The sequence below is a fragment of the Bradyrhizobium sp. B025 genome, from assembly GCF_042257955.1.
Classification (GTDB): domain Bacteria; phylum Pseudomonadota; class Alphaproteobacteria; order Rhizobiales; family Xanthobacteraceae; genus Bradyrhizobium; species Bradyrhizobium diazoefficiens.
This window is the reverse complement of record NZ_CP170150.1, coordinates 1,412,543-1,437,951: the sequence shown is the minus strand read 5'-3', so window position 1 is coordinate 1,437,951 and position 25,409 is coordinate 1,412,543. Positions and strand designations below refer to the sequence as shown.

The 25,409-nt window shown below is 60.5% G+C and carries 14 protein-coding genes and 2 pseudogenes; 4 read left to right on the top strand and 12 right to left on the bottom strand.

Annotated features, from left to right (window positions below; translation table 11 throughout):
- Positions 1-278: 278 nt before the first annotated feature.
- Positions 279-1,886: a carbohydrate porin gene (locus tag ACE10W_RS06710; RefSeq protein ID WP_223153702.1), complete on the top strand. Its 1,608-nt coding sequence runs from the start codon at positions 279-281 to the stop codon at positions 1,884-1,886.
- Between the two features lie 131 nt (positions 1,887-2,017).
- Positions 2,018-2,398 (top strand): transposase, encoded by a 381-nt coding sequence (locus ACE10W_RS06705; RefSeq protein ID WP_011084799.1) that lies wholly within the window; start codon positions 2,018-2,020, stop codon positions 2,396-2,398.
- A gap of 436 nt (positions 2,399-2,834) precedes the next feature.
- Here the strand turns inward: ACE10W_RS06705 and istB are convergent, their stop codons facing one another.
- The 11 genes and pseudogenes from istB to ACE10W_RS06650 all read right to left on the bottom strand — a co-directional run bounded on the left by istB (position 2,835) and on the right by ACE10W_RS06650 (position 22,095).
- Entirely contained in the window at positions 2,835-3,644 is an 810-nt protein-coding gene (gene istB / locus ACE10W_RS06700) for an IS21-like element ISBj11 family helper ATPase IstB (protein WP_253569675.1), read from the bottom strand.
- A pseudogene (gene istA, locus ACE10W_RS06695) lies at positions 3,641-5,190 on the bottom strand (IS21-like element ISBj11 family transposase). Before istA ends, istB begins: the two are co-directional and overlap by 4 nt.
- Before the next feature lie 93 nt (positions 5,191-5,283).
- Positions 5,284-6,012: a hypothetical protein gene (locus ACE10W_RS06690; protein ID WP_018647403.1), complete on the bottom strand. Its 729-nt coding sequence runs from the start codon at positions 6,010-6,012 to the stop codon at positions 5,284-5,286.
- A gap of 1,898 nt (positions 6,013-7,910) precedes the next feature.
- On the bottom strand, positions 7,911-8,855 hold the full coding sequence (locus ACE10W_RS06685; protein ID WP_018647405.1) for a hypothetical protein: 945 nt from the start codon (positions 8,853-8,855) through the stop codon (positions 7,911-7,913).
- Positions 8,856-11,021: 2,166 nt separating this feature from the next.
- On the bottom strand, positions 11,022-12,062 hold the full coding sequence (locus ACE10W_RS06680; protein WP_011084794.1) for a pectinesterase family protein: 1,041 nt from the start codon (positions 12,060-12,062) through the stop codon (positions 11,022-11,024).
- Between the two features lie 217 nt (positions 12,063-12,279).
- Positions 12,280-13,578, bottom strand: a complete 1,299-nt coding sequence (locus ACE10W_RS06675; protein WP_014497833.1) for a glycoside hydrolase family 28 protein — start codon at positions 13,576-13,578, stop codon at positions 12,280-12,282.
- A 951-nt stretch (positions 13,579-14,529) separates the two neighbouring features.
- Positions 14,530-14,820, bottom strand: coding sequence for a hypothetical protein (locus tag ACE10W_RS06670; protein ID WP_014497834.1), 291 nt, complete (start codon positions 14,818-14,820; stop codon positions 14,530-14,532).
- A gap of 514 nt (positions 14,821-15,334) precedes the next feature.
- On the bottom strand, positions 15,335-16,504 hold the full coding sequence (locus ACE10W_RS06665; protein WP_011084791.1) for a Wadjet anti-phage system protein JetD domain-containing protein: 1,170 nt from the start codon (positions 16,502-16,504) through the stop codon (positions 15,335-15,337).
- Between the two features lie 2 nt (positions 16,505-16,506).
- Positions 16,507-19,941 (bottom strand): SbcC/MukB-like Walker B domain-containing protein, encoded by a 3,435-nt coding sequence (locus ACE10W_RS06660; protein ID WP_018647407.1) that lies wholly within the window; start codon positions 19,939-19,941, stop codon positions 16,507-16,509.
- Positions 19,938-20,576, bottom strand: coding sequence for a DUF4194 domain-containing protein (locus ACE10W_RS06655; protein WP_011084789.1), 639 nt, complete (start codon positions 20,574-20,576; stop codon positions 19,938-19,940). Before ACE10W_RS06655 ends, ACE10W_RS06660 begins: the two co-directional genes overlap by 4 nt.
- Positions 20,566-22,095, bottom strand: a complete 1,530-nt coding sequence (locus ACE10W_RS06650) for a Wadjet anti-phage system protein JetA family protein (protein ID WP_231166582.1) — start codon at positions 22,093-22,095, stop codon at positions 20,566-20,568. The genes ACE10W_RS06655 and ACE10W_RS06650 overlap by 11 nt, the downstream gene beginning before the upstream one ends.
- 471 nt (positions 22,096-22,566) lie before the next feature.
- Between ACE10W_RS06650 and ACE10W_RS06645 the strand changes: the two genes are divergently transcribed.
- The gene (locus ACE10W_RS06645) at positions 22,567-22,818 is read left to right on the top strand and encodes a helix-turn-helix domain-containing protein (protein ID WP_011084786.1); all 252 of its coding nucleotides are present in this window, start codon (positions 22,567-22,569) and stop codon (positions 22,816-22,818) included.
- A complete protein-coding gene (locus ACE10W_RS06640; RefSeq protein WP_011084785.1) occupies positions 22,818-24,137 on the top strand; it encodes a type II toxin-antitoxin system HipA family toxin in 1,320 nt (439 codons plus the stop codon). Before ACE10W_RS06645 ends, ACE10W_RS06640 begins: the two co-directional genes overlap by 1 nt.
- 251 nt (positions 24,138-24,388) lie before the next feature.
- Here ACE10W_RS06640 and ACE10W_RS06635 read toward each other — a convergent pair.
- A pseudogene (locus ACE10W_RS06635) lies at positions 24,389-25,383 on the bottom strand (IS481 family transposase).
- Between the last annotated feature and the right edge of the window lie 26 nt (positions 25,384-25,409).

Sequence of the window (25,409 nt, the reverse complement as noted above, 5' to 3'; positions counted from 1 at the left end):
GCGCCGCGAGCTGAGAGGTTCAGGAAGCCTGAGTGGCTCTGTTCGGATAGATCGAGTTCTGGCTCGTCCCCCTCCCCCACGGACGCGAAACGACAGCCGCGATGCCGCTTGCTCGTCATTGCGAGGAGCGCTGGCGACGAAGCGATCCAGACTGCCACTGCGGGGGGGTCTGGATTGCTTGGCTGCGCTTGCAATGACGATGTGGAAGCAGGCGCGTGCCACACGCCGCCGCGAGCTCACTTCGGGCCAATCAGGCCGCATATTCATGGCCGGCAGACATGGACCCGAACTACGCCATGCGTGATTGCCTTCTTGCGACGACCTCGCCCCGGACATACTCGGCTACGGCAGCACTTTCTTTCAATTTAAGACCAAGGGGCAAGCAATCTGGGCTTGCTATCGCACTTTCGCTAGCGGCTTGTCTGGTCGGCAATCCCGTACTGGCACAAACCGCGAGCGGACTTGATCCTAGTAACCACCCTGTGGATCAGGCCAGCAAAAGAGGAAAGACTTCCGACCGGGCCGCAAAGCTCCCGATCGACCTGATCTGTCAGGCAATCCGCCCTCCTGCCCCGGCGCGAGCAGCAGGTCCCGGAGTGCCTTTGGAGAAGCGCGGCAATGCGGACAGGGCTGCTCAGACGAGACCGCAAAAAACGATCGATCCCTTCCAAAGGTACGACAATCTGCGTGAAAAAGGGTTGTGGTTCCCCATCCCTGGTCCTGCAGATACGATTGATCAGGACAAGGGGGGCGTTAGATCTGCGCTGGCGGACGTCGGCATCGGCTATATCGGGTGGACACATAACTCCTTTGCAAGCAACCAGCTACCGCATGCAGCCAGAAGCACTATCGCAAACCAGCTCTATATGGGCCAGAATCCGACTTTCGCGTCGGCGAACTTCATGATCGTCACCTACGATCTGAGCCGGTTTGGCATTGCCGACGGACAGATTGTCGTAGGGGCCGAGCAGCAATACTGGACGTGGGATCGCCCAGGGCCAGATCGGGTGGGACTCAATACGCTCGCCTACTACCAGACTTTCTTCAACAGGACACTAGAACTCAAACTTGGCTACCTCAGAAACCAGAATGAATTCACCGGCACATTGTTCGGAGGAATCACAGGATCGAACATGTCTGCCTTGTTCCAGGCTGGGATGAGCACCAATGCCGCGCCCACGCCAGCGGCCAACTTGAAGTACAATTTTGACGCTCGCTTGTACAACAAGGTCTCCGTCCAGCGCTCAATCAGTCCAGATGGTGCCTATGCCCATATAACCGAGAATCCCACCGGCTTGAAATGGAGCACGGCCAATGCAGGCATCCTTCTTGTCGAAGAAGCCGGCTACAAGAGCAAGGCTGCTCCCGGCGTACCCGACACGTGGCTGCGGGCGGGCGTTGGTTTGAACAGGAGCCGCTACACGAATTTGGCGGATCCCAAGCAACAAAGGGAGAGCGGAAATAATTTTCACTACATCGCTGCGGACAGGCAGCTCTGGCAGAGTGACGCCCTTGGGTCGCCGTCTCGCGGCATCTACGGCGGCTTCTCCGTCATGGGAGCTCCACCTGAGCGCAACAGGATCAGCCGGTATTACGAGCTTCGTCTTTATGCAAAGGGACCTTTTGATAGCCGGCCCAGTGATCTGATTGCTCTCGTGGCGACCAACACGGCCTGGAGTAAGCTTGCAGTGGATGCTGCTCTGGCAAAAGGCCAGCTTGCGCACCGCGATAGCACAGCAGTCACGGGAACATACATCGCGCATCTCGCTCCGGGGATATATGCAAGCGTCGGACTGTCATACATTCATTACCCGACAATCATCACACACACGCCCCAAACGGAACACGCGCTCAATCTGTTGATATCTACGTTGATATTCTTCTGATCATCGCAAGCGCCGTTCTGCTCCGACGTTATCGTGACGCATGGGACCGAACCCTACCACGGCAAGTCGGCTAAGCGTGACAGAAACGAGAGCGCGACCTTCGACCGAGCAACGAGCACCACTTTATCGGCATGGGGAAGGACCTGGACGATCGTAAGCTCGGGGGAAACCAGCGAGCGGAAGGCATGGAGCAAGGGCGAATCGCGGGCATCGATTGCGATTCTGATCTTATGACCTTATTCGCGCCCGTGAATTCCGCAACCTTCACCAAAGAACCCAATTGCATGAGACGAGGCGGTCTCGCGGGCGCCGGCATCACCGCGTTGATGAGCCGCGAGGCCGTTTGCTACGACAATGCCCCGATGGAGAGCTTCCTCCATACACTGGTTCGTCATCGCAACCATAACCGCGCCGACGCCCAGCGCATTATCTTTGCTTTCATCGAGGGCTTCTACGAGCCGAACCCGGCTCCATTCCGCAATCGATATATCGCCCGATCGAGATGGAGCTAAAAGCCGCTTAAACCCCTCCACTCTTTCGGGGAAGATCAGACTGCCCTAAATTTAGAGCCGAGTCATCTGGATCGACGGATACTGGCGACGGTATGGATTGATCATCGAGCAATCGCCAAAGCTCCCCTGGAGAGAATTGCTCTAGATCGAAACTAAGCCCTTCTGGACCGGCGGAGAACGACGGGGCAGGGTGTTGGCGCAAGTCATCCTGCAAGTCCTTTTCTAGTCGCTGAAGCTCCTCTGAGGGGACGGAGACGGGGGACGGCATGGATTGATTATCAAGCAATCGCCGAAGCTCCCCTAGTATAGCGCGACGATCTGGGTCGGAAGAGCGCGGCGATCAGGATGGCGAGTCAGTGTCGCGGCGCGATGATGATCGCCGCGATGATTGTCGCGCGCAAGAGTTTTGTTTGCTTTGATTGTCGCGGAGCGTCAATCAAGCGAGCGTTTTTTGTGTCGCGTGCTCCGGTGGCCGCCCTGGACCACGCTTTCGCTCGAGGGCAGTCCGCCTGCGATAGCTCTCGACGTTCATCTCGACGATGGTGGCGTGGTGAACAAGGCGATCGATCGCCGCGAGGGTCATAGCTGGGTCCGGAAAGACCTTGTTCCATTCTCCAAAGGGCTGATTGGCGGTGATCAGCAAAGAGCGTCGCTCGTAGCGTGCGCTGATGAGCTCGAACAGCACACTGGTCTCGGCCTGGTCCTTGGTGACATAGGCAAGATCGTCCAAGATGACGAGATCGAAGCGATCGAGGCGGTTGATGGCGCCCTCGAGGTTGAGCTCGCGGCGAGCCACCTGGAGCTTCTGCACGAGATCGGTGGTGCGGGTGAACAGGACGCGCCATCCGTTCTCGATGAGGGCCAAGCCGATTGCTGCCGCCAAGTGGCTCTTGCCTCCACCGGGCGGACCAAACAGCAGCAGATTGGCGCCCTTGCCGAGCCAGCCGTCGCCGGCGGCGAGTGCGGTCATTTGCGCCTTGGAGATCATCGGCACGGCCTCGAAGTCGAAGCTGTCAAAGGTCTTTCCGGTAGGCAGCCGCGCCTCGACGAGATGGCGCTCGATGCGGCGGCGGCCGCGCTCAGCGATCTCGTGCTCGGCAATGGTGGCGAGGAAGCGCGCCGCCGGCCAGCCTTCTATATCGAATTGCTCGGCAAATTGCGGCCACAGCGCCTTGATGGCGGGCAGCCGCAGCTCGTTGAGCAACAGATTGAGGCGCGCGGTGTCGACTACGTTGGTTGTGCTCATGCGGCGCCTCCGATCTCGGCGGTACCGATGAGGCATTCATAGGTGGCGAGCGGTGCGAGGCGTACCACGACGTTCGGCACCTGGGCGGGATCCGGGGCGAAGTGAGTACGTAGCCGGTTGAGGTCGGGCAGCCGGCCGTCGTTCAGGTCAGCCGTGAGCTGATTGGCGAGTTCGGCCTCGCAACCGCGCTCATGGGCGAGTGCGAGGAGATCGACCATGATCCGGCAGGCCTTCTTGTCCGGTAAGCGTTTGCGCAAGACGTCGAAGGCTCGGCGGTAAGCTTCCCGGGGGAACAGCTGGTCGCGGTAGACCAGGTTGAGGAGCGCCATCGGCTTGCGCCGCAAGGAATGGATCACGTGCCGATAATCGACGACCTGATCGTGCTTGCCATTGGGATGCGGCCGCCCGCGCGGCAAGGTGAGGAGATGCGTGCCGCCGACAAACACGTCGAGGTGATCGTCATACAGGCGCACCCGCAGCCGATGGCCGATCAAGCGCGACGGCACCGTGTAGAACACCTTGCGCAAGGTGAAGCCGCCGGACGACGTCACGTGGACGATCACCTCTTCATAGTCCGACGTGCGGCGGTCCGGCAGATCCTGAAGTGCGCTACGTTCACTGTCGATCCGCTTGGCGTTGCGGGCATTGCGGCGGCTGGCGATCTCATCGATGAAGCCACGATAGGCAGCTAGATCGTCGAAGTCGGCGGTGCCACGCAGCAACAGCGCGTCGCCGATCGCTCGCTTGAGATGACCATGCGAACTCTCGATCGCCCCGTTCTCGTGGGCGATGCCACGATTGTTGCGGGAAGGCCGCATGCCGTAATGGGCACAGAGGTCTTCGTATCGCCGCGTCAGATCGTCTTTGGCGTCGCGGTCGAGATTGCAAAAGGCGGCCGACAGGCTGTCGGTGCGATGCTCCCGTGGCGCCCCACCGAGTGACCACAAGGCATTCTGCAGGCCTTCGGCCAGAGCGACGAAGCTCTCACCGCCGAGCACGACATGGGCGTGCTCAAACCGGAATAGGCCAGCCGGAAGTGATAGAGACGATGGTCGAGCGGTACGCCCGCGATCGTGACACCCAATTCGCCCATGTCGGTGAAGTCGGACAGGCCGCGCTGACCGGGTTCGTGGGTCTGGCGGAAGATGACCTCCTGCTCCTCGCCGTGGATCGCCCGCCAGGCCCGGATCCGGCGCTCCAGCGTGCGACGGATGCCGGCGCCGAGCTCGGGATGGCGTCGGAGCAACTCCTCGAAGATCGTGACCGGCCGCACACCGGGGGCGGCCTTCAGCATCGGCGCGATATCTGTCTCAAATACGCGGGCCAAGGGATCTGGCCGGCGACGGCCGCGGGGAGCCTTCTTCTGCGACGGAAGGCGTCGATCCTTCTCGATCCGGTAAGCGGTCGAGGTGCTGAACGAAGCCTTGGCGGCGGCCACGGGTGGGCTATCGGTCTGACGGTACTTCATGTAGAGCCTCATTTGGTGATCGGTAATGTGTCGGCCTGGCACGCGAGTGATTCCTCTTGGCGGAAGAACCACTTGCATAACCAGCCGGCCGCGATCACCAGTCGGCGCGGTCCGCTGTGGATCGCGCCGACGCCGGGCTCGTAACTCCGGTCGGGCTACGCCCTCCCTGCGTCACGAGCCCGGCGTAGCCCTCTCATCATGGTCGACGCTCCACTTCCATCCTGTTCGCCGCGCGGCACCTAGAGAGAATTGCTTTAGATCGAAACTAAACTCTTCTGGATCGGCGGAGAACGACGCGGCAGGGTGTCGGTGCAACTCGCCCTGTAAGTCCTTTTCCAGTCGCTGAAGCTTGTCCGAAGGGACGGAGGCTGGTGACGGAATGGGTTGATGATCAAGATGATCCAGCACTTGCAAAAGCTCCCACTGATGAAGCTGCTCGGGATTGATCGCGACGTGCCCTTGGACGAAAGCCGACGGGGCGGGTTGATCCTCCTGCCCGTCCCGAAGCTCCTCTCGCCGACTGCTAGCTTCGTACGAGGCCCTGTGCTGTGCAGCGGCGTCGCCGATGAGCGTCGGTTCCATCAGTGCCGCGCTTTCGGGATGGATGGGGGCCACGTTCGGGGGGCGGGCGCGACCGCTCCGTTGGCGTACGATGACTTCGCCCGTCGACCGAAAGGTGCGGAGATGGTCTAATGCTACAAGGAGGATTTTGGGATTTCCCTTTCCGACGAACTCGTATACGTCACCGCCATTGCTCAGCGACTTATTGTCCTGCCGAGCAACAATGCTCGGTCTGCGTTTTGCGAAGAGCCAACGGCTAAAGCTAAGAAGAGCGCCTGCATGTTGCTTCGCCCCACCGGCGACCATCCCGCCTTTGATGAGAGCCTCCTCAAGCCTCAAGATTTCGGGAGCATCCTCGGATAAACAGGCCGCTTGTCCAACTGATGCCCCCGTACCACAATCCCAGTTGATTGAGCCGGCTGCATCGCGGAGGCTGCTGACATTGCTCCACCACCGCCTGAATTGGCGAACTCGCTCAGCTGCTGCTCAATGGCAACGCCTTGCGGACTTTTTAGGGCCCTTGGCCTCTTCGCTGCTCTCAACTCAGCTGTGTTACGCTCATCGTTGATGAGGACCTCGCTTGGCAAGAGGTTGCTCCTGGCAAGTGCACTCATCGGCTCGGCCGGGGACTGCTGGTGTAGCTAGACACATTGGTAGAGGGCCTACCGCGTGGCCCACCGTCAGGGATCGCGTTATCGGCTTCGCGCACCTCGTTTAATTGCTGCTCAAAGTCGTCTTGCCCGGATCGGTCGGGTTGATGCTCTTGCGAGACCTGTACCGCGGCCCGGCAGTTACGTCAAAATTGTGCGGTTCCACATTAGCCTCTCGTCATGCAATCAATTGAGCTAGTCCTACTATGAACAAACTTTCGAGAATCTGACGAGCCGTCGCCCGCGGCTCTCAATCGTCGCGCAACTTCATGCCGAAATCCTCGACTTGCGCGCCACCGGTCTGTCGCCGCGCGGGATCGCGCCGCAGATCGCCATGAGCGTGAGGACTATCGAACGCTGGCTTGCTGCGGGCGGTGAGCCTGAGCGCCGGCGGCCGCCCGCACACTCTGTCCTCATTGATCCTTTTCGAGATTATTTGGGAAAAGCGCTGGGAGGAAGCTGACCTTAGCGATTTTTATCGCACCAAGCTCGCTGTCATCGGCTTCCCAGGTCCAGTGGGCACTTGCACTCTGCTCCCGAGCGGACCAGGTGTTTGCAACGCAGCGCGAGGGGCCTTTGCATAGCGCAATAACTGAACTGGGCATGAGGCCTTAAGCTATGCAGGTTGCGAAATACCGCGCCCGCCGAGGAATTTGGGCGGCCATCAGGAAAAGCCTTTGTCAGCAAACTTTCGTTTGGTGGCCAAGTTCTTGGCGCTTGGCCATCGCCTGCGCTCGGCGCCGGTGCTCCCTCGATCAGGAATGCGTTCGATCTGTGGTAGCTGCGGTTTTCAAGACAAGAATTGGCGGACTATGTGAAAGGATCAGGGATGCAGAAAGCATGTCCGGGCACGCACCAAATTGGTAGAATCGCTTGGCAGATTCTACAAAGAGGAGGCTGGACGGTTCAGGCCGTGCCCCTGCAACGGATCCATCGCCTGCCAACAGCCTCGCTATAGAACGCCTTACGCGAGCTGCCCCGCCGAAAGCTCGATTGCAGGCCCTGCTGCCTCTTCAGCCACGTTCAGGATAAATGCGTACGCGCTGGCGGCCTTCGCTCTCCACCAATTCACCCCTGTAAGGCACTCCGCGGATCTCGAAATAGGTTGGTTGGCCCGCCCGCGGCAAGATGCCTTGGCCTTCCAGGGCGCGGACGAGGTAGGGCGGAAGGAATCGATCTCGGTGCTCCCATCCCCGCGGATCAGATACCCAAGATCAACGGGCCCCTCACCGGATTGCACGGCTGGCACGATCGGCCGGGGACGATAGAGCGACTGAGACGGGCCTGGTTCATCCGGCTGGCTCACGCGGGGATGATGGATCAGGCGAACATCCCTGCGGCCTCCTGGTCCACCGTAGCCGAAAATAGCGCTCCCCATTGATCACAAACTGACTTGGCCCGAACTGGTTTGGCAGCAGATGCATATTTCCCAATACATCGATCAACACGACTGAAGCCGCCTGGGAGCCGTGGCGCCAGCCGGCGCCAACGATCGCTCCTATATCCCGCAGCTCCGGAGCCGCCCCCGGCGGTCCTGCGAACGACGAGGCGGCTGCAAATTCAGATGCTGGCGCAGAGCGCGCATCGTCACGCAAGTCGTGGGGTGTGGGGTGGATCCAGATCAACGAAGGAGTCGAGACCGCCGTAGATGTTTGACGATCGAGGCCTCACGCACGACGGCGATGCGGAGTCTTGCATCTGTTGCCCGAGCCAGGCCCAGGCTCCCTGGCTGGGGGTGGCCGGTGTAGCAGGAAGCTCGAGCGGCGGATGAGCTTGCGCGCCCCAGTGCGGCGCTGGCTCTGGTGAGGCGGGTCCTTGGATCTGCTCGCCAAGCCAGTTCCAGGCTCCGGCGCTCGGCGTCGCCGGGGTTGCGGGAAGCTGCTGCGACGAACCGGCCTGCCAATGGCTGGGCGGCGCTGGCATCGATATGTTGGGCCCGTGGATCTGCTCGCCAAGCCAATCCCAGGCGCCCGCGCTCGGGCTAGCTGGCGTTGCGGGAGGACCCTGCAGTGCATGCGGCTGTCGAGCAGCTTCCCAAGAAGGCTGGCCCGGATCCTCAGGAGGCCTCAATCCAAGCGCCCTGTTCGCCTCCAGGATTTGCTCGTATCCGCCAAGTTTGACCAGATCAGCATTGATCTTCTTGTCGTTGGTTTCGCGCCTGTACTCCTCGAGATCCCGGACAAACGCGGGGGTGGAAAGTCGGCCGGCCATCGGTGGCCTATCATGGGTCCGCAGCCACTCACTCAGCTTAGACATGCGGCGAGCTTGCCTGTCGATCGTCTTCGGCTCGATCCTGTGTGTTGCCTTTTCCGCCGCCGCCCACATGTGGATGAGGGTTGCGTCCGCGCCGTGAGGAGCCAGTCGGCGGAGATCAGGCGCCAGGGCGTTTCCGGCACCGACCTCACGGAGCTTCTTCAAGGCCGCCTTGATGCGCGTGCCGCGGCGGCCTGCGTACCTGTCGACCTCCTCATCGAGCTCAGCTTCCAGCTGGTGGTTTTCCACCTCCGGATTGTCCTGCTGCGCGTTTTCCAATTCCCGGCTATTCGATCCGCAATTGAGGGCCTGCCGTGCTCGCTCAGGAGCACGCTCAAATGGCGCAAATCGGTTGCCGCATTCTTGATCGTGCCGTCGGTGAGGTTACCCGCCGCCTTGTTTCGGAAATCTTTAATGAGCTCCTCATCGGCCGCAGGGACCCCGCGCGTCCGGCCCGGCTGCCTCGCATAATCAATTCGTAAATTCGTCGAAAAGACGTCAGATTGCCCAGCGTCGCGCGACGAATTTTCACTGCTGCTCCGGCCAAGCGCCTTGCCGATTCCCGACTTGAAGCGTGACCATAATCTGCGGCTTTTTCCGCTTTTGGCCGACGCGGCAGACTCTGCGTCCGGAAAGCTTTAGCGCGCGCTGCTGAACAGATCATCTCGCAAACTAGACTGCGGCACTTGCGTCGCAGCGGTAAGCTGAAAGCTGGGAATGTCTACGCTCCGGCGCGTGTCGCCTAGCGCACTCTCCCTAAAAGTGGAGTGCGGCGGCGCCCGCATCGAACCGCCGAAATCGTCCCGCCGGACTGCTCGACCACCTCCTGCGGGAGGCCGATCAGGTGAAGTTGACTTGCTTTGATCAGACGGATCGAGATGCAAATCCTCCATACGCTTCTCAAAGTCGCCTTGCTCGCTTGAGTCGCCCCGTCGCTGACCCGCCCGCCCCGGCAGCGCGGCGTACTCCCGCATCCAGGCTCCTGAATCGAAGAATGGGTCAATCGGATCCATCCTGCTCTCCTCATGTTTGTAGAGACCCTGCAGCAATCCGTACGGCCTGGATTACGGCGAGATTGCAGCTCTTCAGATTCTCGATTGTTGTAGCCGCAACCTTTCAAGAAGCTGACGAGATCAGGATATTGCTGCGCGCGAGACCGGCGTCGCATCGGCACCCGCCTGACGACGGACGGAGTTGCTCCAATTTTATCGCACCTCTTCGCCGGTTTCGTGTTCGAGCTGACGAAATTGGTCGACCGATCTAACAATGGATCGCCGGTCGATCGTGCGCCGAATTCAAGCATCACGGCGGGACTTACATAGCCGCTACCGTCTCCAATGGATCATACGTGACGTGCATCTTGTCGTCCTTGAGCTTGTCCTATTGCAGGCGTTCATTGATGACGCACAACGTCTTTTCCTTGACGCAGACCGGAGGCGTTCTCGCGCGTTAGCACTTTTGCTTTGACTGCGGTTCTGAGGGACCAAATTGTCCACCGGGTCCGGAGCTGTTGCTCGAATGCCGTATGTGAGATCCACGTCGTACGAGAAACGGCGAATTGCGCCGTAAGCCTTCGAAAGGGACGTTCCGCTCGGAGACGAGATTCTCGCCCAGTGGCGACGAGCGCGTTCAGGCATCAAAACGACCCCAAACATTCTTTTTCGAGAAGATGTGCAGGGCGTCCTGAGTTCGCAGCAGTAACGGTGCCTGGCAAGCCAAGTTGGCAATGAAGATCCGGCAGACTTCGATTCGCTCACTTCAATCGGGCTCAGTCTTTGACTGAGGGACCGCAAGGCTTCTCTTGCAGTCTCGGGACCGCCCCGCTCGAGCGCGCACGACCTCACCTGCACGACGGCTTGGCCATCGTAAGCTGCCAACGCGGTGCATGCTTGAACTCCACAACTTGCTTGCCAAGATGGAGCTCGCGGAACGCCCCCGAAGTCAAATAAACCTGCCGAACAGTCTGCGGCCTCGTCAACCGAGTTGGTTGGCTGAGGCAGCGCCTCCGTAACCGATGATTTCGCCGCGGCGCGCCTTGGTCTCCTCAACAACTTTTCGACCGACTGAGCTCTCGTTCCGAAGCAACTTTCGACGGGGCGCAGATAGGCGCCCTCGCCTCGCGCACGGGAATTTTCGTCGCTCACCGACCGAACGAATATAGCCGCGAAGCATCAGCCCACTTCGCTCTCCGGAGATCTGCGCAAGGCGCTGAACAGGCAAATCAGCCGTTCCCGAGCGATGACGACGTGCTGACGTGACGGTCCGTAGAGCTTGCCGACACTGATCCGCCAAAACGGACAAGATGATCTGCGAGCTGAAGCGGGCGCATGTGGGTGGACGGCGAACAGATGAGATCGTCGCGCCGGCCCCCCTTTCCGTCGGTTTGGCTCCGGCGGCGGTTGGGTTGCTGTACAAGACTCTCCATCACAATCAGGCTCGCTCCCCTCATTCATCCGAGGATCGCCGTGGAACCCCTTCACCGTGAACATTGCTCTTTGTTCGAACCTGATGGTTCGTGGGCAGCCAATCTGTGACACCCGCGAAGAACACTCTCAGCGACCATCTCGCAGCTTCGCCATCTTTCAGTTGATGGGAATGAGGCTCGCGGCCTGATGGGTTAGCACCGATGCCGAAGGATCTATATTCGGCATAATAGCTCGTGCTCAACTTGTTGGTCTCGCCGGGAGCCCATTCGCGCCAGCCTTCCGCAATCACTCGTGCATCTATCTTTGTCGACAGGAAGACCACTGTGGCGTAGGAGCGCCAGGGGCGGCCAAGCGCGATATAGCGCGCAGCAGGGTCGGCACTTAGCCTGCAATGATCAAAAACATAGCCACTGTCCTCATCCGGCGTTGCCTTGCTCTGAGCGGTATAGATGACCGCTTGATTGGCGATGCCGTGCAATTCACATTGCCGGAACCAGACCTTGGCGTTGCCAAATATGAAATCGACATGCCCTTCGATGTAGCAGTTCGAGAAGTATTGTCGTGACATTCTACCGTTTGGTCCCTTGCCGGCAAACAGCGTGTCCTGGGCGCCGAGCAGGCGGACGCGCGTAATGACGTCCCTATCTCCGGTAACGGACAGCGCTACCGCCTGCGAAGGTGGATTGGCCGGATTGAGGGCATAGTCGTTCTGAATGGTCAGATTCTCGAGCCGGAAGTCATCGCTAGGGGCATCCAGCGTCGCCGAACGGGCCGTTCCTCCTACATTGACCGCGCCGTCGCCATACACAATGACCGTATCCTCCGGCTTGTTGCCAGTCCCTGCGAGATGAACACCGGATTTCGTGATTTTAACCTTCTCGCGATAGATGCCTGGCGCGATCCGGACGTTTCCGCCTTCCGCCGGCAATGCGTCGATGGCTTGCTGCACGGAGTGATAGTCTGCATTTCCGGCATGCGACACCAACAGTGGATGAGCGTACGCCGCGGCGATGCAGAAACATCCCGCCAGAAGTGCAGCGGAGGAAACGAAAATTCGCATGTGATCTTACACTTCGTTTCTCAGCGGGATAGCCGTCGCGCATCGACACAAGATTTTCATCGCCAAATCAGAACCTGCGTCACCTTGACATTTCCGGCCCTGCAAAACTGTCGGCCAATAGCAACCAACTCGGGACATGAGCCCGACCTTCGTCACACCAGTAATCTTGGCCCCAGATGCGGAACTCACCACCTGAGTTCGGCGCCGCGTGTAGTGCTTACCGATTGCCGTCGCGGAATGCCTTGGAACATACCTCCGATCCGCGCAGCGGCGGTTGTGTAGCTCGTCCGGGCAGCGGGGGCCATACGTCAGAGTGATTTGCGCTGACGTTCGCATGTTCAAGTTGCCAAGTCGCGGAATTGGCAAATCGAACATCTTCGAGTGTCACGTCCAGGGCATGCCGCTCGTCTATGCCGCGCATCAGCAGCACACCAGTGTCGCCATGCACATGACGGAGAACGATTTGCCGATAGACCGGAATCCTCGTGCCTTGAGCGCGCGGATCATATTTTGCATCGAAAGCCAGCGGCCACCGGTTGCCCCTCAGGCACACGTACTCATAAGTCACGTTCTCGACCAGACCGCCTCGACCAACATCGCTCTTGATGCGCAGGCCCGACGTCGTACCATCCAGTGTCAGATTACGCACCAATATGTCTCTGGCCCCGGAATTCACCTCGCTGCCGATCGACATGCCATGCCCCCAGCCGAAATAATTATCAATGATCGAGATATGGCTGCTTGAACCATTGTCGCCGGCCTTGATTGCGACGTTGTCGTCACCCGTACGGATCCAGCTGTGGGTGATGGTCACATCCTGACTGGCGCCAAGATCGATGCCATCGGTGTTGCGGGCATCCGCCGGCGAATCGATCGTGAGGGCCCAAAACGTGGCACCTTCAACCCGGTTCATCGCGACATGAAAATTGGCAGCGTTGCGCAAGGTGACACCAGAGAACGTGATATCCTGCGCATGATCGACCTGGATCAAGCGTGGGGCGTTCTGATTGCCGCCCTGGGCTTGGGCGCGGCGGGCTAGCTGCCACCAGGTTTCCGCGCCGCCGCCGATCAGCGCGCCGCCCTGACCATCGATGATGCCCTCTCCGTAGATACCGCCGCCGCGCGTTTTAGAAAAGCTGATGAATGGCCGGCAACCGTCGCCCTTTTCCGCAATGCGACCACATTGTCCGAGGCCCTTGTCGTAAGCGGCAGGTTCGGGGATGGCGATCAGTGTCGCACCGCGTCCGACCCATAAGGTCACGCCCGATTTCATCTCGAGTGGACCTGAGTGAAACTCGCCGCGCCCGAGATAAACTGCAGCGCCATCGGGGCAATGTTCAATGGCCTCCTGTAGGCTAACTGTATCGTTCTTGCCGGAAGGCACAGGGCGATCACAGACCGTATCAGGTGCAACAGGTTCGGCGATAGTCCGGCGGTCTTGCGCTTTTGCGGCGGGGCCGACAACCATGGAGGCGAGTATGGACAATAGGGCCCAGTTGCGAAAACGCTTTGTCATTGACCTGCTCGTGCTTTTGTCACGCGCATCATTGTCGCGTGCCTTTTCTGGTATTGAGCGCTGGCTTGATCGAGTCGCCGCGTGCGTCACTGGCGCGCACAAGATGACATTTATCCGACGCAGTAGACGCCTGGACTTGAGATCGCGCAGCAGCACCTTGCCTATGCGCGAAAAAGATGAAGCGTTTTGCGATAGTACGAAAATCCAACAACTTCGTAACGTCAGCCTGCTCACACTGATTGAGCTCCCAACCGGTCCCCGATTTCATTTGTGCAACTCCAATTGCGCGTGAGTCCACGCAGCCTCTCGTCCAGGATCGGTGGGCAGTGAGTATTCGGGAAAGCTTTCGAGAAGCTGACGAGGCTACGGCCGGCACCGGATCGCATTCGCACCGGATCCCCTCTTCCTGGTGTCTCACGAATTTTTAGATGACTGCCGTTACCCGCCCTGTTCCGGAGTGATCGCTTGCGGGACATAGTCAGTGAGTTCCGTCATCATCCATGCGATGCCGGAGGCATGGTCGGCTTCCGCGGTCAGCACCGCTCGGCACGTCGCCTGCCCAACGGCCATAGCGGACCATCGTGGTCATTGAACGCGCCCGCTCGCGCCCCCTCCATGGACGCCTAATCGGAAATTTCAACGACTTAAAGACGGACAAGACGACCGAACTGGCTGGAAGTGGAGAGCTCTTGACACTCGATTCAGGACATCTACGTGAGCAGCCCCGAAACAGGAGGCTCTAGCCAAAGACGCGGCGATACGTCCCCTATCTGGTGCTGCTCTGCGCGCATCCCTGGCGGACGCACCGCGATCAGCCAAAAAGCCGAGCCTATCGGCAAGGCCGCACCTAATTGTCCAGTTCGCCCGCCGGGTTCGCAACACCATGCGTCTCGAGATCTTCGCCAGGTCCGTCCCAAAACCTGTCGCCGTTAACGTGCGCGGCGGCAGCTTTCAGCGGTCCCATCGAGGCGAAAACGCCACGGCAGCATCCGGGTTAACAGGATTATCGAGGCTTCGCGATTTAGGCGGCCGTGCGTTGCGTATTGAATTGTTTGCCGCAGAGTTGCGCTGGCGTTCATCGATCGAGACCGCTCGACACTCAAGCCTCCGCTCCAGATCCGCCAATCCTGCCTTACATTCGGCGACAACCGATTGGGCGCGAAGCAGCTTGACCTTGAGCTCGTCCTGTTGCCTGAGTATGTTCTCAAGATCCCAATCGTTCTGCATTAGCTCATTGACCATCTGCAAGCCCCGATGCAAGGCCGACACCTAGCTTCAAGAGCGCAGGCTCTGCATGTCGCAGATGCCCCACCCCGAACCATGGGCTAATCCGATGCCAAACGATCGTCCTGAGGACGCCTTTACGCTGGCGTTCTTGCTGAGAACCACCATTCGTTGCGAGCCCCCAAGACAATCGGCTTCTGCCCGGCAAACCGGAGCGCGATCCCAAGATGGCAGAGTTCGCGAGGCAGGCGCCCGGTTTGGAAAGCGCATCGGGGGACCTCTGCCATCGATCAAGCGGGCATATTTCATCTCAATACTTCAACCGGATGCTGAACGAGCATCATAGTCACAGGTGGTTTCGTCCCATCTTCAAGCAACTGGCATGCCAATGCTGGTTGAGCGTTTTTATGAAGAAACGATGTCGGTTTGCCCGCAGCACGTAGTTGCGGGCGGTGCTGTTGTCGCGCTTGAAACAAATGACGTCCTGAGCGAGACAGCCAAAGCAGCAACCACGAGCGTCCGCGCGCATTTTCTAATGAAACTCTGGCAGGACTGGATCGAGTTCTTCCTGCTCGAGCGTCTTGGCTCCATCTTTCGCCAGGTACGCTGCCAGAGCTGCGATACCGGAGTCCGGTGGACATCGAGCGGGTGCGGATTTTTTGAACGGCACTTGTCCCAAACGCTCGGCAACTTCGACACTCATGAGGTGGGCACGGATCGGCCGGTCGACGGCGCGCTCGATGGTGTGGAAGATCCAGGTGCCGTCCGGATCGATGTCCGACCAATGAAAGATCGGCGTCTGTTCGGATACCAATCCTGCGATCGTCCGCAGCGCCTGCTGGGTGGCAAGCGAGGGGTACCCTCCGACATACATGGTCGTTCCTAATCGGCCGGGGTCCGCCTCGGCGATGTGCCGGTTGAAGCTTGCGAAATTTTCGATCGTTAGCACGTAGGCCGGCGGCTCCCGGAAGCGGACGCGATCTGCTTCCTTGGGAGTGATTCCGAGATACAGCGGAGAGATTCCGGAGAGGTCGGCTCCATCGAGGTCGATCTTGCCCGCGATCAGCAGCGGTGGCGCGAAGCGCTCAAGGCCGATTGCCCGGAGCGCCTCGCGTGGCCGCGCGCCGGGGGGAAACTCCAGGATGCCGCTCAGGAGCCGCACGACCGCGCCTTCGATCCGTTCGAGCGTTTTGCTGTGCCCCACCGTTCGTCTCGAGAAGGTCTTGTAGTCGACGCCAAGATGTTTGTTAGCCAGGATGGCCTGGGCGAGAACGAACGCGTCGCGCAGTGTCTCGACATCGGACGAAGCAACCCCGTGCCACGTTTTCCCCCGCCCCCATACCTCGGCGACTTGGGAAGCGCTGTTCTTCAGAGAGTCGTGCATCGCCGCCCCGGCGACAAGCCGCACAGCGGCATCCTCCGCGATGCGCGACGCGGGGGTACGGCGGAGATATCGGTATAGGATCTCCGCCGAGGCCAGCCGCACATGTGCCACTTGGTCGCGCATGGGGCCCCGCCCCCAACCAAGGGAGACCGCGCCGGCGCTTTCGGCTTCCCTGATCTGTTTCAGGAAGGCGTCCGCCGCGACTACTGATGGGAAAGCGGGGTAGTCCGGGTGGGCGATCGGGCTTGCGGCCCCCGCCTCGAAGCGGTTGAGCAGGTCGTTCAGCAGGCCGATCGCATCCGTGAAACGCCGAGCCATGGCTACTCGGCGGCCAGACGGGTGGCGAGCTCATCTTCGGACATCAGGTCCGGATCGATGGCCATCAGCTCGCGCTTGGCCTTCTCTTTCAGTTCCACCACAGTGGCCCTGGACTGCTCGCCGATGCGGTCCACCTCCACGATGGTGTCCATGTGCTCGAGCACGGCGACGCGCTTCTCGAACGGCGCCGCGATCACGAACTGCAGGCCGAGGTTTTTGTAAAAGCTCATCATCTGCCGCTGGTTCTTGCCGTCCATCTTGGAGAAGGCCTCATCGAACATGGCGAGCGCGAAACCGGCGGGCTTGCCGGCACGACGCTCCGCGCTGCCGTAGACGGCGGCCAGCGAAGCGCCGATGGCAACGTAGATAGGCACCTGTTGTTCGGCGCCAGACCCGGTGCCGCGCCGCTGCTCCCAGCGGGTCGAGCGGCCGGTGGCAACATCCTCCATGTGGATCTCGAAGGTGTAGAAGTTGCGGTAGTCCTCGAACTGGGTGAAATCCTTGTCGGGGTCCTCGAGCAGCGCCTCGAGTGCGACGATCGTATCCTTGTGCGGGAAGTCATCGGGCACGTCGCCCCGGAACAGCATATCGAGCGCCTCCGGAGAGGTTTTGGCGATCTCGATGATCTTCAGGATGGGCTGGAATTCCACCATCTGGGTGCGATGGAATGAATATCGCTCGTTATGGAACGGATGTGCGTAGAGGCTACGGTTCAACGATTGCAGCTCCCGCTCCATCTTTCCGATCCGGGCCGTGAGCGCGTTGATGAACTCGCCGCGCAGCAGGGTAGAGGCCTTTTCCGCCGCATCCCGCGCCTGCCTTTCGTACTGGCGCAGCTCATTGGATTCGATATCCGAGATCAGCTGCTCCATCCATGGCTTCACCTCCCGCAGCGGCTCGCTTTCCGCACCGACCTGCGAACTCATCCCGAACTGGTCGAAGTAATCGTAAAGAAGCTCGCGGACCCGTCGCTCGATCCGGGCGCGCTCGTTGTCGGACACATTCGCATCCTTCAAGGCCTTCTCGGCGATGGCCCGGTGTTTCTCAGCGAAGCCCTTTTGGGCTGCGGCATCGAGGCGGTCGCGGTAGACGGCCCTGCCTTTCGCGGTGGAGTAGAGTGGGAAGAACTTGCGGTATATCGACCGGGCGACCCTGAGGTTGAGTTCGGAGCCGGGCACGTTCTCGCCCTCTCCGAGCCTCCTCTCCGCCGACCTGACCTCGCCGTCATGCTCGCCGAACGCCTTCTGCTGTGTCTTTCTCTCCTCCAGCCTCTTCTCCTTCAGCTTTTGCTGCGCCCTCTTTTTGTCGCGAAGCCCGCCGTCCCCCGCGCCGTCGAGGGCATCGAGCCTGGCCTGAGCTTCAGCGACCTCAGTCTGCGCGGCCGCGAAGGCGGCCGCGCAAGCCCCCAGATCATTACGTCCCTCGCAGATGTTCTTCAGAGCGGCAAAAGCCTGCTCCGCGGCATGGGCCTCCTTCCCCTTGTCGATCAGGATCCGACCCAGCTCCTCGGCCTGATCCTGCAGGGATCGCAGGGCGTTCGCCTGGGCTGCCTTTCCGATCTTATACTGCGAGGATTCGATCCAGCGATGGCTCCGGACGAGTCCGTCGTCGTAGAGGCCGTCCTTCATTATCGCCCGGCCGGGCCTGTTGAACTGGTCGAGCGTGTCGGCGAGACGGACGTTGCCGTAGCGGCGCATGATGAAGGCCATCGCGTCCGGATCCTGGCTCCGGAAGATCGAGGGGAAAGTGCCGCGCTCCGGCTTGGCCCTGAACTGCTCGAGCTTGTTTAGGCTCACGAGCGATGCATGGCGAAACTCGCGGCGACCTTCCTTGAAGATTGACGTGGCGGCGCTGATATCCGCTCTGTCCACGAACACGGCTTCCCGGTCGCGACCGAGGAGCGCCTCGGCGGCTCCTACCCACTCGGGTTCGGCGACTTCGATGATGTCGCAGAGTACGCGCGGGACCATTCCACCCTGCCGCAGCCTGCGGCAGAGGAGTTCAGTGTCGTCGCCGAGATAGGCGCGCGCCCCTCCGGCGGCGTGCTGTCGGATCCGTTCGAGCACCTCGTCGCGCCTGCCGCGGAGGCCGGAAAGCTCCGCGATGATCCTTTGACGCGCTTCGTCGATCTTCGGCAGCCATTTGGCGCCGCTTGCCGCGAAGGACTTCTCGGCCGCGGTGACCTCGTCGGAGACGCCCCCGATGTCGGCCCCGGCGGTGGCGGTCAGAAGACGCTCAAGCGCAGGAACGAAGTCCTCGAAACCGTCCGCGCACATCGCGCGTAGCGGCTCCAGGCGACGGATGTTCTCCATGCGAGCCTTGAAGTCCGCCGAGGCGCGGTGCGCCGCCTGCCCGGCCACATCGGCGGTCTGCTGCAGGGACTTTCTGCCGGTCTTGGCATCGTGCTCGGCGATCGCGGCCGTGAGGCGTTCGATCTCCTTATCGATGGCCTTGACGTCGTCGTCGATGAATTCGAGTTCTTTTGCTGCGGCGTCCCGGCGCGCCATCTCGGTACGCCGCTTGGTCTTGAAGTCCAGGTTTGTCGCGCGCGCCGCGAGCCAAGTCGCGCGTTTTGCGACCCATTCCTCCCTGAACTTGGTCTCGAGCGCCTCTTCAAGCGCGGCGAGGACGCCCCGAAGCGCCCTTAGGGCTTCGAGCCTGAGGCGCATTTTCCGGATGGTCTCGCTGATGTTGCGGTATGTCTGGATCGACTCGCGCAGCTCCTTGATGCCGATCGGACTGTCCTCGAGGATGTAGTTCCGCACGAACTGCGTCGCCGTCTGGTTGTGATCGAGCGTCATCGCGTTGACGATTGATTTCTGCAGGGCGCTGGCGTTCTGTTCGCCAAAGGACGAATGCGGCAGAAGATGGCGCATGTACTCGCGGACATAGTCGCTCGCCCGGTCGCGATGATTGACGAAGTTGCCTTCGCCGACCGCTGCGACGATCCGGGCGCGCACGTCCTCCCACTGCGCCGGGAATTGCGACTTTCCTCGCTGCTCGATGAAGTCCTTGGAGCTCAGAACGGTCCCGACGGCTACGAAGAGTGCCAGCACGGTCTCCCTGCTGTCGGACTTGCGCGCCTCGAGCGCCATGCCGATCGTGACCGGTGACCGGGCGCCTTCCGTGTCTTCGAAACCGAGCGCGATGTAGGTGCGCGCCTCGTCGCGCCGGCGCTGATCTTCGCCGAGCGTCCCAAGGCAGTAATCGACGACGCTGCGCTTCGAGCCGCTGCGCGATTTTCCGCTATCGCCGGCGACCGCGTTCAGGCGCAAGAACCGCCGGCTCCCGCCGGTGAGAACGACCTGTGCCATGTCGAGGATTGTGGATTTGCCGGACCGGTTCTCGCCCAGGACCCCGACGTGTCCCCTCACGTCGATGTCGGCGACGTCGAATAGGTGCCAGTTCACCATCGTCAGGTGGCGTAGCTCCATCATGCCTCGTCTCCTGCGGGCTGCGGAAACCGCGCCTCCTCGCTACGGACGTAGCGCTCGAGCCGTTGGAGGGCATCGCCGCCACTGATCAGCTTAATCATCGGACGGATCCTGATCTCGCAGTCCTGCTGCTCGTCGTCAAAATCACCGATCTCGACCAAACTGCGTTGGGCGACCTCGCGCAGGATGTCCCGGAACCGGGCGGCCGAGATCGCGCCACCGCCGCCGTGTTGCGCCATCTCGCGGTAGCGATCGAACAGGTCGTTCAAAGTGGCCACTACGACGGCCCGGTCCTCGACTGCTCCGACGTTCACCTCCTGCTGCCAGTATGCCGCCAGCACCAGCATGACGATGGTTTCGTCGAGCTTCATCCGGGGCAGCGGCACGTCCTCGTCCATGGCGACGATGCCGGCCCACTGCGCCTCCGGATCGCGGTGGACGCGGTATCCGCAACTATCGAAGAAGCCGTCGACCACGTCGCGGAAGCGGCCGTCCATGATCGTGTTGTAGACTGTCCCGGTCCGGGGGTCTCCCGCGAACACGAACTGCCGCCGTAGCAGGAAGTGCTGCGCTTTGCGGAGGTCGGCTGCCTTTTCCGCGCCGAAGGAGCGCTCGACGTTTTCGAACTCACTGAGCATGAGCCGCCCTCGCCTTCCGGAGTGCGCCCGATCGCTTGACCAGGAAGTTGGCGCAACGGAGCCATTCGCTGTCGTGTGGGGGCGTGTCGGGGCACGGTTCGAGTTCGAACCCGGCCGCGACCTGCGCCGGAACCTCGCCTGTCAGCGCATATCGGCGGGCGCAATCGAAGGCGAGAAAGTCGTCCACGGTATCGATTTCCATGAAGCGGGCTTCCCTGGTCGCGAATGGCGGCACCTGGCCCTCGAGGAATCGTCTGACATCCTCGGGGCGGGGCGCGATGCGAGCGATGTACTCGAGGCGGAGCTTCTTGCGCAGTTCATACAACGGATCCGACGGCGGCTCGGCGAGCTCCCTTGCTTCGACGGGACGGCGCGGCTGCCTGGCCGGCGCCTGATGGTGCTCCGACCAGGGCGACCGCAGCGGCTCGATGCTCCATTCGATTGTCGCCTTGTGGTGCCTGCCGTCGCGCAGTAAGGCATCCAGGCGCCGCACCAGGCCGCCGGCCCGGCCGACGAGTCCCTGCCCGCCCCGCTCGGCGTACTTAATGGTGTTGCGGACCCGGGCTTCGAGCTGCCTGCGGAAGGCCTCGATCCTGTCGAACATCTCCCCGATCTGATCGAAGATGCTTTCGATAGCCAGCAGGTCGTCGGCCGCGGCCATTCGACCGTCCTCGATGTCGGCTGCCATGCTGGAAGCTATGTACTCCTCGGCGAGGACCTGCATGGTTTCCGGGCTGTAGGAGATCCTCCGCGCGAGATCGACGATGGCGTCGCGGAAGCGGTATGGATGGTTGACGGTGAGGATGGACTCGAAATCCTTCAGCAGGAGCTGTTCGATGAACTCCTCGAAAAAGGCTTCGAGCCGGGTAGCGACTGTTTTCGACTCCATGACGGTCCGTCGGACGCGCTTCAGGTCGGCCAGAATGGCCCGCAGACTCTTAGTGAACTGGTCGGCCTGATTGCGCGCCTCGCGGACGGCGAGCGCGGCTTCGCGCTGCTTGCGGTCGGTGATCTCAGGCCTCAGTTTTTCGACGGCCTCCAGGTTGAGGCGGATTTGCACGATCAAGCCGCCGAATCGCTGCGAGAGATCCTTGTTGAGGCTCGCGAGCCGTTGCAGCACGAGCAGCGGTCCCATAGCCATGTCCACAGTGACGCGAAGCCCGTATTCCTCCTCTTCAAGCCATCCCCAGACGAGCAGCCGGGCGTATAGTTGTCGGGCAAGACCGAGCGCCTTGTCGCCCTTCTCGGAAGCGAGCGCGACGTCGGCCTTCCGGATCCGGCGGCGTCTCGCGGAGATCATTTCCGGCAGGCTGCCGAAATCATCGCCCTCGTTCCAGAGGACGGGGTTGGCGCGCATGACGTCGTAGATGGCGTGGACCACCTGCTGCGGCGTCGGGAACGACGGCGCGCCTGAAAAGAAGCGTTCGTGCAGATCCAGCAGACACGCTGCGTACAGGTGCTTGTGATCGCGCGAAAAAGCTAAAAAGGCGTCGTCATGCAAATGGCGGAACAAGGTCAATGACGCGGCTCCTGGGCCCGACCTCATCCTGAGTTGGCGGCACTAAATGCACGGCCTGCCGGGCAAAATGTTAGTGAGAGTGGGTCTTGAAAACACAACCGGAAGATCAGTTCTTAGTATGTTCTAATATAGCTTTCCAGCTCAATCGCTGTCGAGACTCCAAAGGTCCGATCGGAGCTAGTGTCCGGTCTCAGATCGGGAACAATCCGGCCTCAAGTCATTGAATTTGTTGTTGTTACTATTGCGGCAAAATGGATACAAGGAGTTGCTTGGCACGATAGTGATACGAACGTTCGACATGTCGAGGAGGCTCTCTCGCCCACCGGCAGATTCGAGCCCAGCTCTACATCGATCATCAGCTTTAGCTTTTTAGTAATTTCAATATGCCTAGTATACGCGAAAGCGTATGATCTGTAGATATTCGCGGTCGCGTATATTGACAAATTATACGCGTTTGCGTATCATGCCTTTATGGATACGATTGCCCGCACCCCCCAGCAAATCGGCGCCGGGATCAGGCGCTACCGGCGGCAGAAGAAGCTCACCCAGGGGGACCTCGGTGAGAAGATGCATGCGCGTCAAGCGACGGTCTCGAAGCTGGAGGCCGGTGAACCTGCAACGCAGCTGCGCATCTTGATGGATGCGCTGGCCGCGCTCGACCTCGAGCTGGTCATCCGGCCGCGCACCAAATTGACGGCTGAAGCGATTGAGGATCTGTTCTGATGGCGCGTCGCCCTGCCCGCGCGCCGCTCAACGTCTACCTCAACGCACGGCTGGTCGGGCGGCTGCGGCGCGAGAGCAGTGGCGCAATCGATTTCCAGTATGACAAGCAGTGGCTCGCGTGGGAAAATGCCATCCCCGTTTCCGTGTCGCTGCCATTGCGGGAGGATCGTTATATCGGCGATCCCGTCGTCGCTGTTTTTGACAATCTTCTGCCCGATAATGACGACATCCGCCGACGCGTCGCCGAACGCGCGCATGCTGATGGCGCCGATGCTTACAGCCTGCTCTCCGCCATCGGCCGCGATTGCATCGGGGCGCTGCAATTCCTTCCCGACAGTGCCGCACCCGGGGGCGCCGGCGCCATTGATGGCCGCGCCGCTAGCGATCAGGAGATCGCCGCCATTCTCGGCAACCTTGCCAGCAATCCGCTCGGCATCGGCCCCGACCAGGACTTCCGCATTTCTCTCGCGGGCGCGCAGGAAAAGACAGCGCTGCTTTACTGGAAAGACAAGTGGCACGTGCCTCATGGCACGACCGCAACTACGCACATTATCAAGCCGCAGATCGGGAAGTTGCCGAACGGAATCGACCTGACCGGCAGCGTTGAAAACGAGCATCTGTGCCTTGAGCTGGTTGCGGCACTCGGCTTGCCTGTCGCCAAATCAAGCATCATCGATTTCGCCGGGCGCCGCGTGCTCGCAGTTGAGCGGTTCGATCGCATCTGGACGCGCGACGGCCGCCTGTTGCGGCTGCCGCAGGAAGACTGCTGCCAGGCGCTGTCCGTTCCACCCGCGCGAAAGTATGAATCCGATGGCGGACCCGGCATCCGCAAAATCTCGGATTTCCTCAAGGGCAGCGATACGCCTGAGGACGACCAGGCCATTTTCTTCAAGGCGCAGATCGTGTTCTGGCTGCTTGCCGCCACCGATGGCCACGCGAAGAATTTTAGCATTCATTTGGCGCCGGGCGGTCGTTTTCATCTTGCACCGCTTTACGACATCATTTCGACCCAACCGAGCTTGGACGCTGGACAGATCAGCCAAAACCAAATGAAGCTGGCCATGGCGATCGGCAGCAACCGGCATTACATCGTCCACACGGTTCTCGGCCGACATTTCGTGCAGACTGCGAAAAGCTGCGGTCTACCCGACAAAACAGTCAAGGTTGTCATCCAGCAGCTCGGCGATACAGCCGCAAAGGCCATAGATCAGGTGCTGAATGCGCTTCCAAAAGGATTTCCGGAGAAGATGGCCATATCGATTGCTGATGGCGCAAAGCGCCGTGTGAATTCGCTGGCTGTGCTCAAGAGTAGTGAATGATCGCCGGTTTGCGCAAGCGTACGATGACCTCCGTGAACGGTGGCAGGAAGACCGGATCTACCAAACCAAACCTGGAAGCTGCCTACCAGAGGAGCAGCAGCGCGATCAGCAACAGGGAGCGTTGCCCGAAAGCAGCCAACCAGCGGCTCAAGAAACGGGCCCGGTTCAAGAACGGCGATTGCCGCTCTCCTTCGACGGCGAGCGGCCCGCGCCGTCCGTATGCAAGCTCCAACAGCGACTGCGTTTCCAAACTAGGTGTTTAGTCCCGGCATTTGCTGGAGCGGATTAAGTTTGAATCGTTCTGGCTGGGAAGTCCAGCATTTGCAGATGTATTCGTAGGGCGTGAGGCCCTTCAGGGTCTTCAGCCGGCGAGCGAAGTTGTAGGCGCGGACGAAGTCGGCGAGGTGGCTGCGCAACTCGTCATGCGTGTCGTAGTGGAAGCGCTTGACTGTGGCCTCCTTGATGGTGCGGTTCATCCGCTCGACCTGGCCGTTGGTCCAGGGATGCTTAGGCTTGGTCAGGCAACGATCGATATCATTGCGGGCGCAGGCCACCTCGAAGGCATGAGCCCAAAATGGTTGCTTTCGTTCGATCATGGCTTTGATATCGGCCACAGTCCAACTCCCACCGCTTGGGTCGGTGAGTGGGTGCCGTTGTCCGTCAGAACGGTGTGGATCTTGTAAGGGACTGCCTTGATCAAGTTCCGCAAGAAGTCGGCTGTGACACTCGTGGCTTTTCGTGCAACTCGGTGAAGGCGCACTTCGAGGTTCGATCGATTGCGACGAAGAGATAAAGCCCTCCCATCGCGGTGCGAACCTCGGCGATGTCGATGTGGAAGTATCCGAGATAGCTTTTGAACTTGCGCCTTACGCCCTTGCCATCCTCCACGTCGGAAGCCGTGAGATGCCATGGCGCTGAAGACAGCGATAAAGCGATGAGCGTGTCAGATGCGGGATTGTCGCCTGGAGAGCATAAAGGCAGTCATAGTCATCCAGCGGCAGCAGCGCATGCTTGCAAAAGGCGACGATGATGGCCTCCTTCTCAAGCGACAAACTGGTGGATTTTGGCTCTCTCGGGCCGGTCGGAAGATCGGCCACCGAACCGCGCTTCTTCCATTTTGCGACGGTCTTCGGATTGATCCATAACGCTTGGACAGCGCCCCCAGGCTCTCTTGACTATTTTGTATTGTTCGACGGATTGCCTCCGTCGTTGTGGCGCAGCCGTGAAGAACCTGCTCCGTTTGGATACTGTCAACGAAAACCTCGTCCCGCG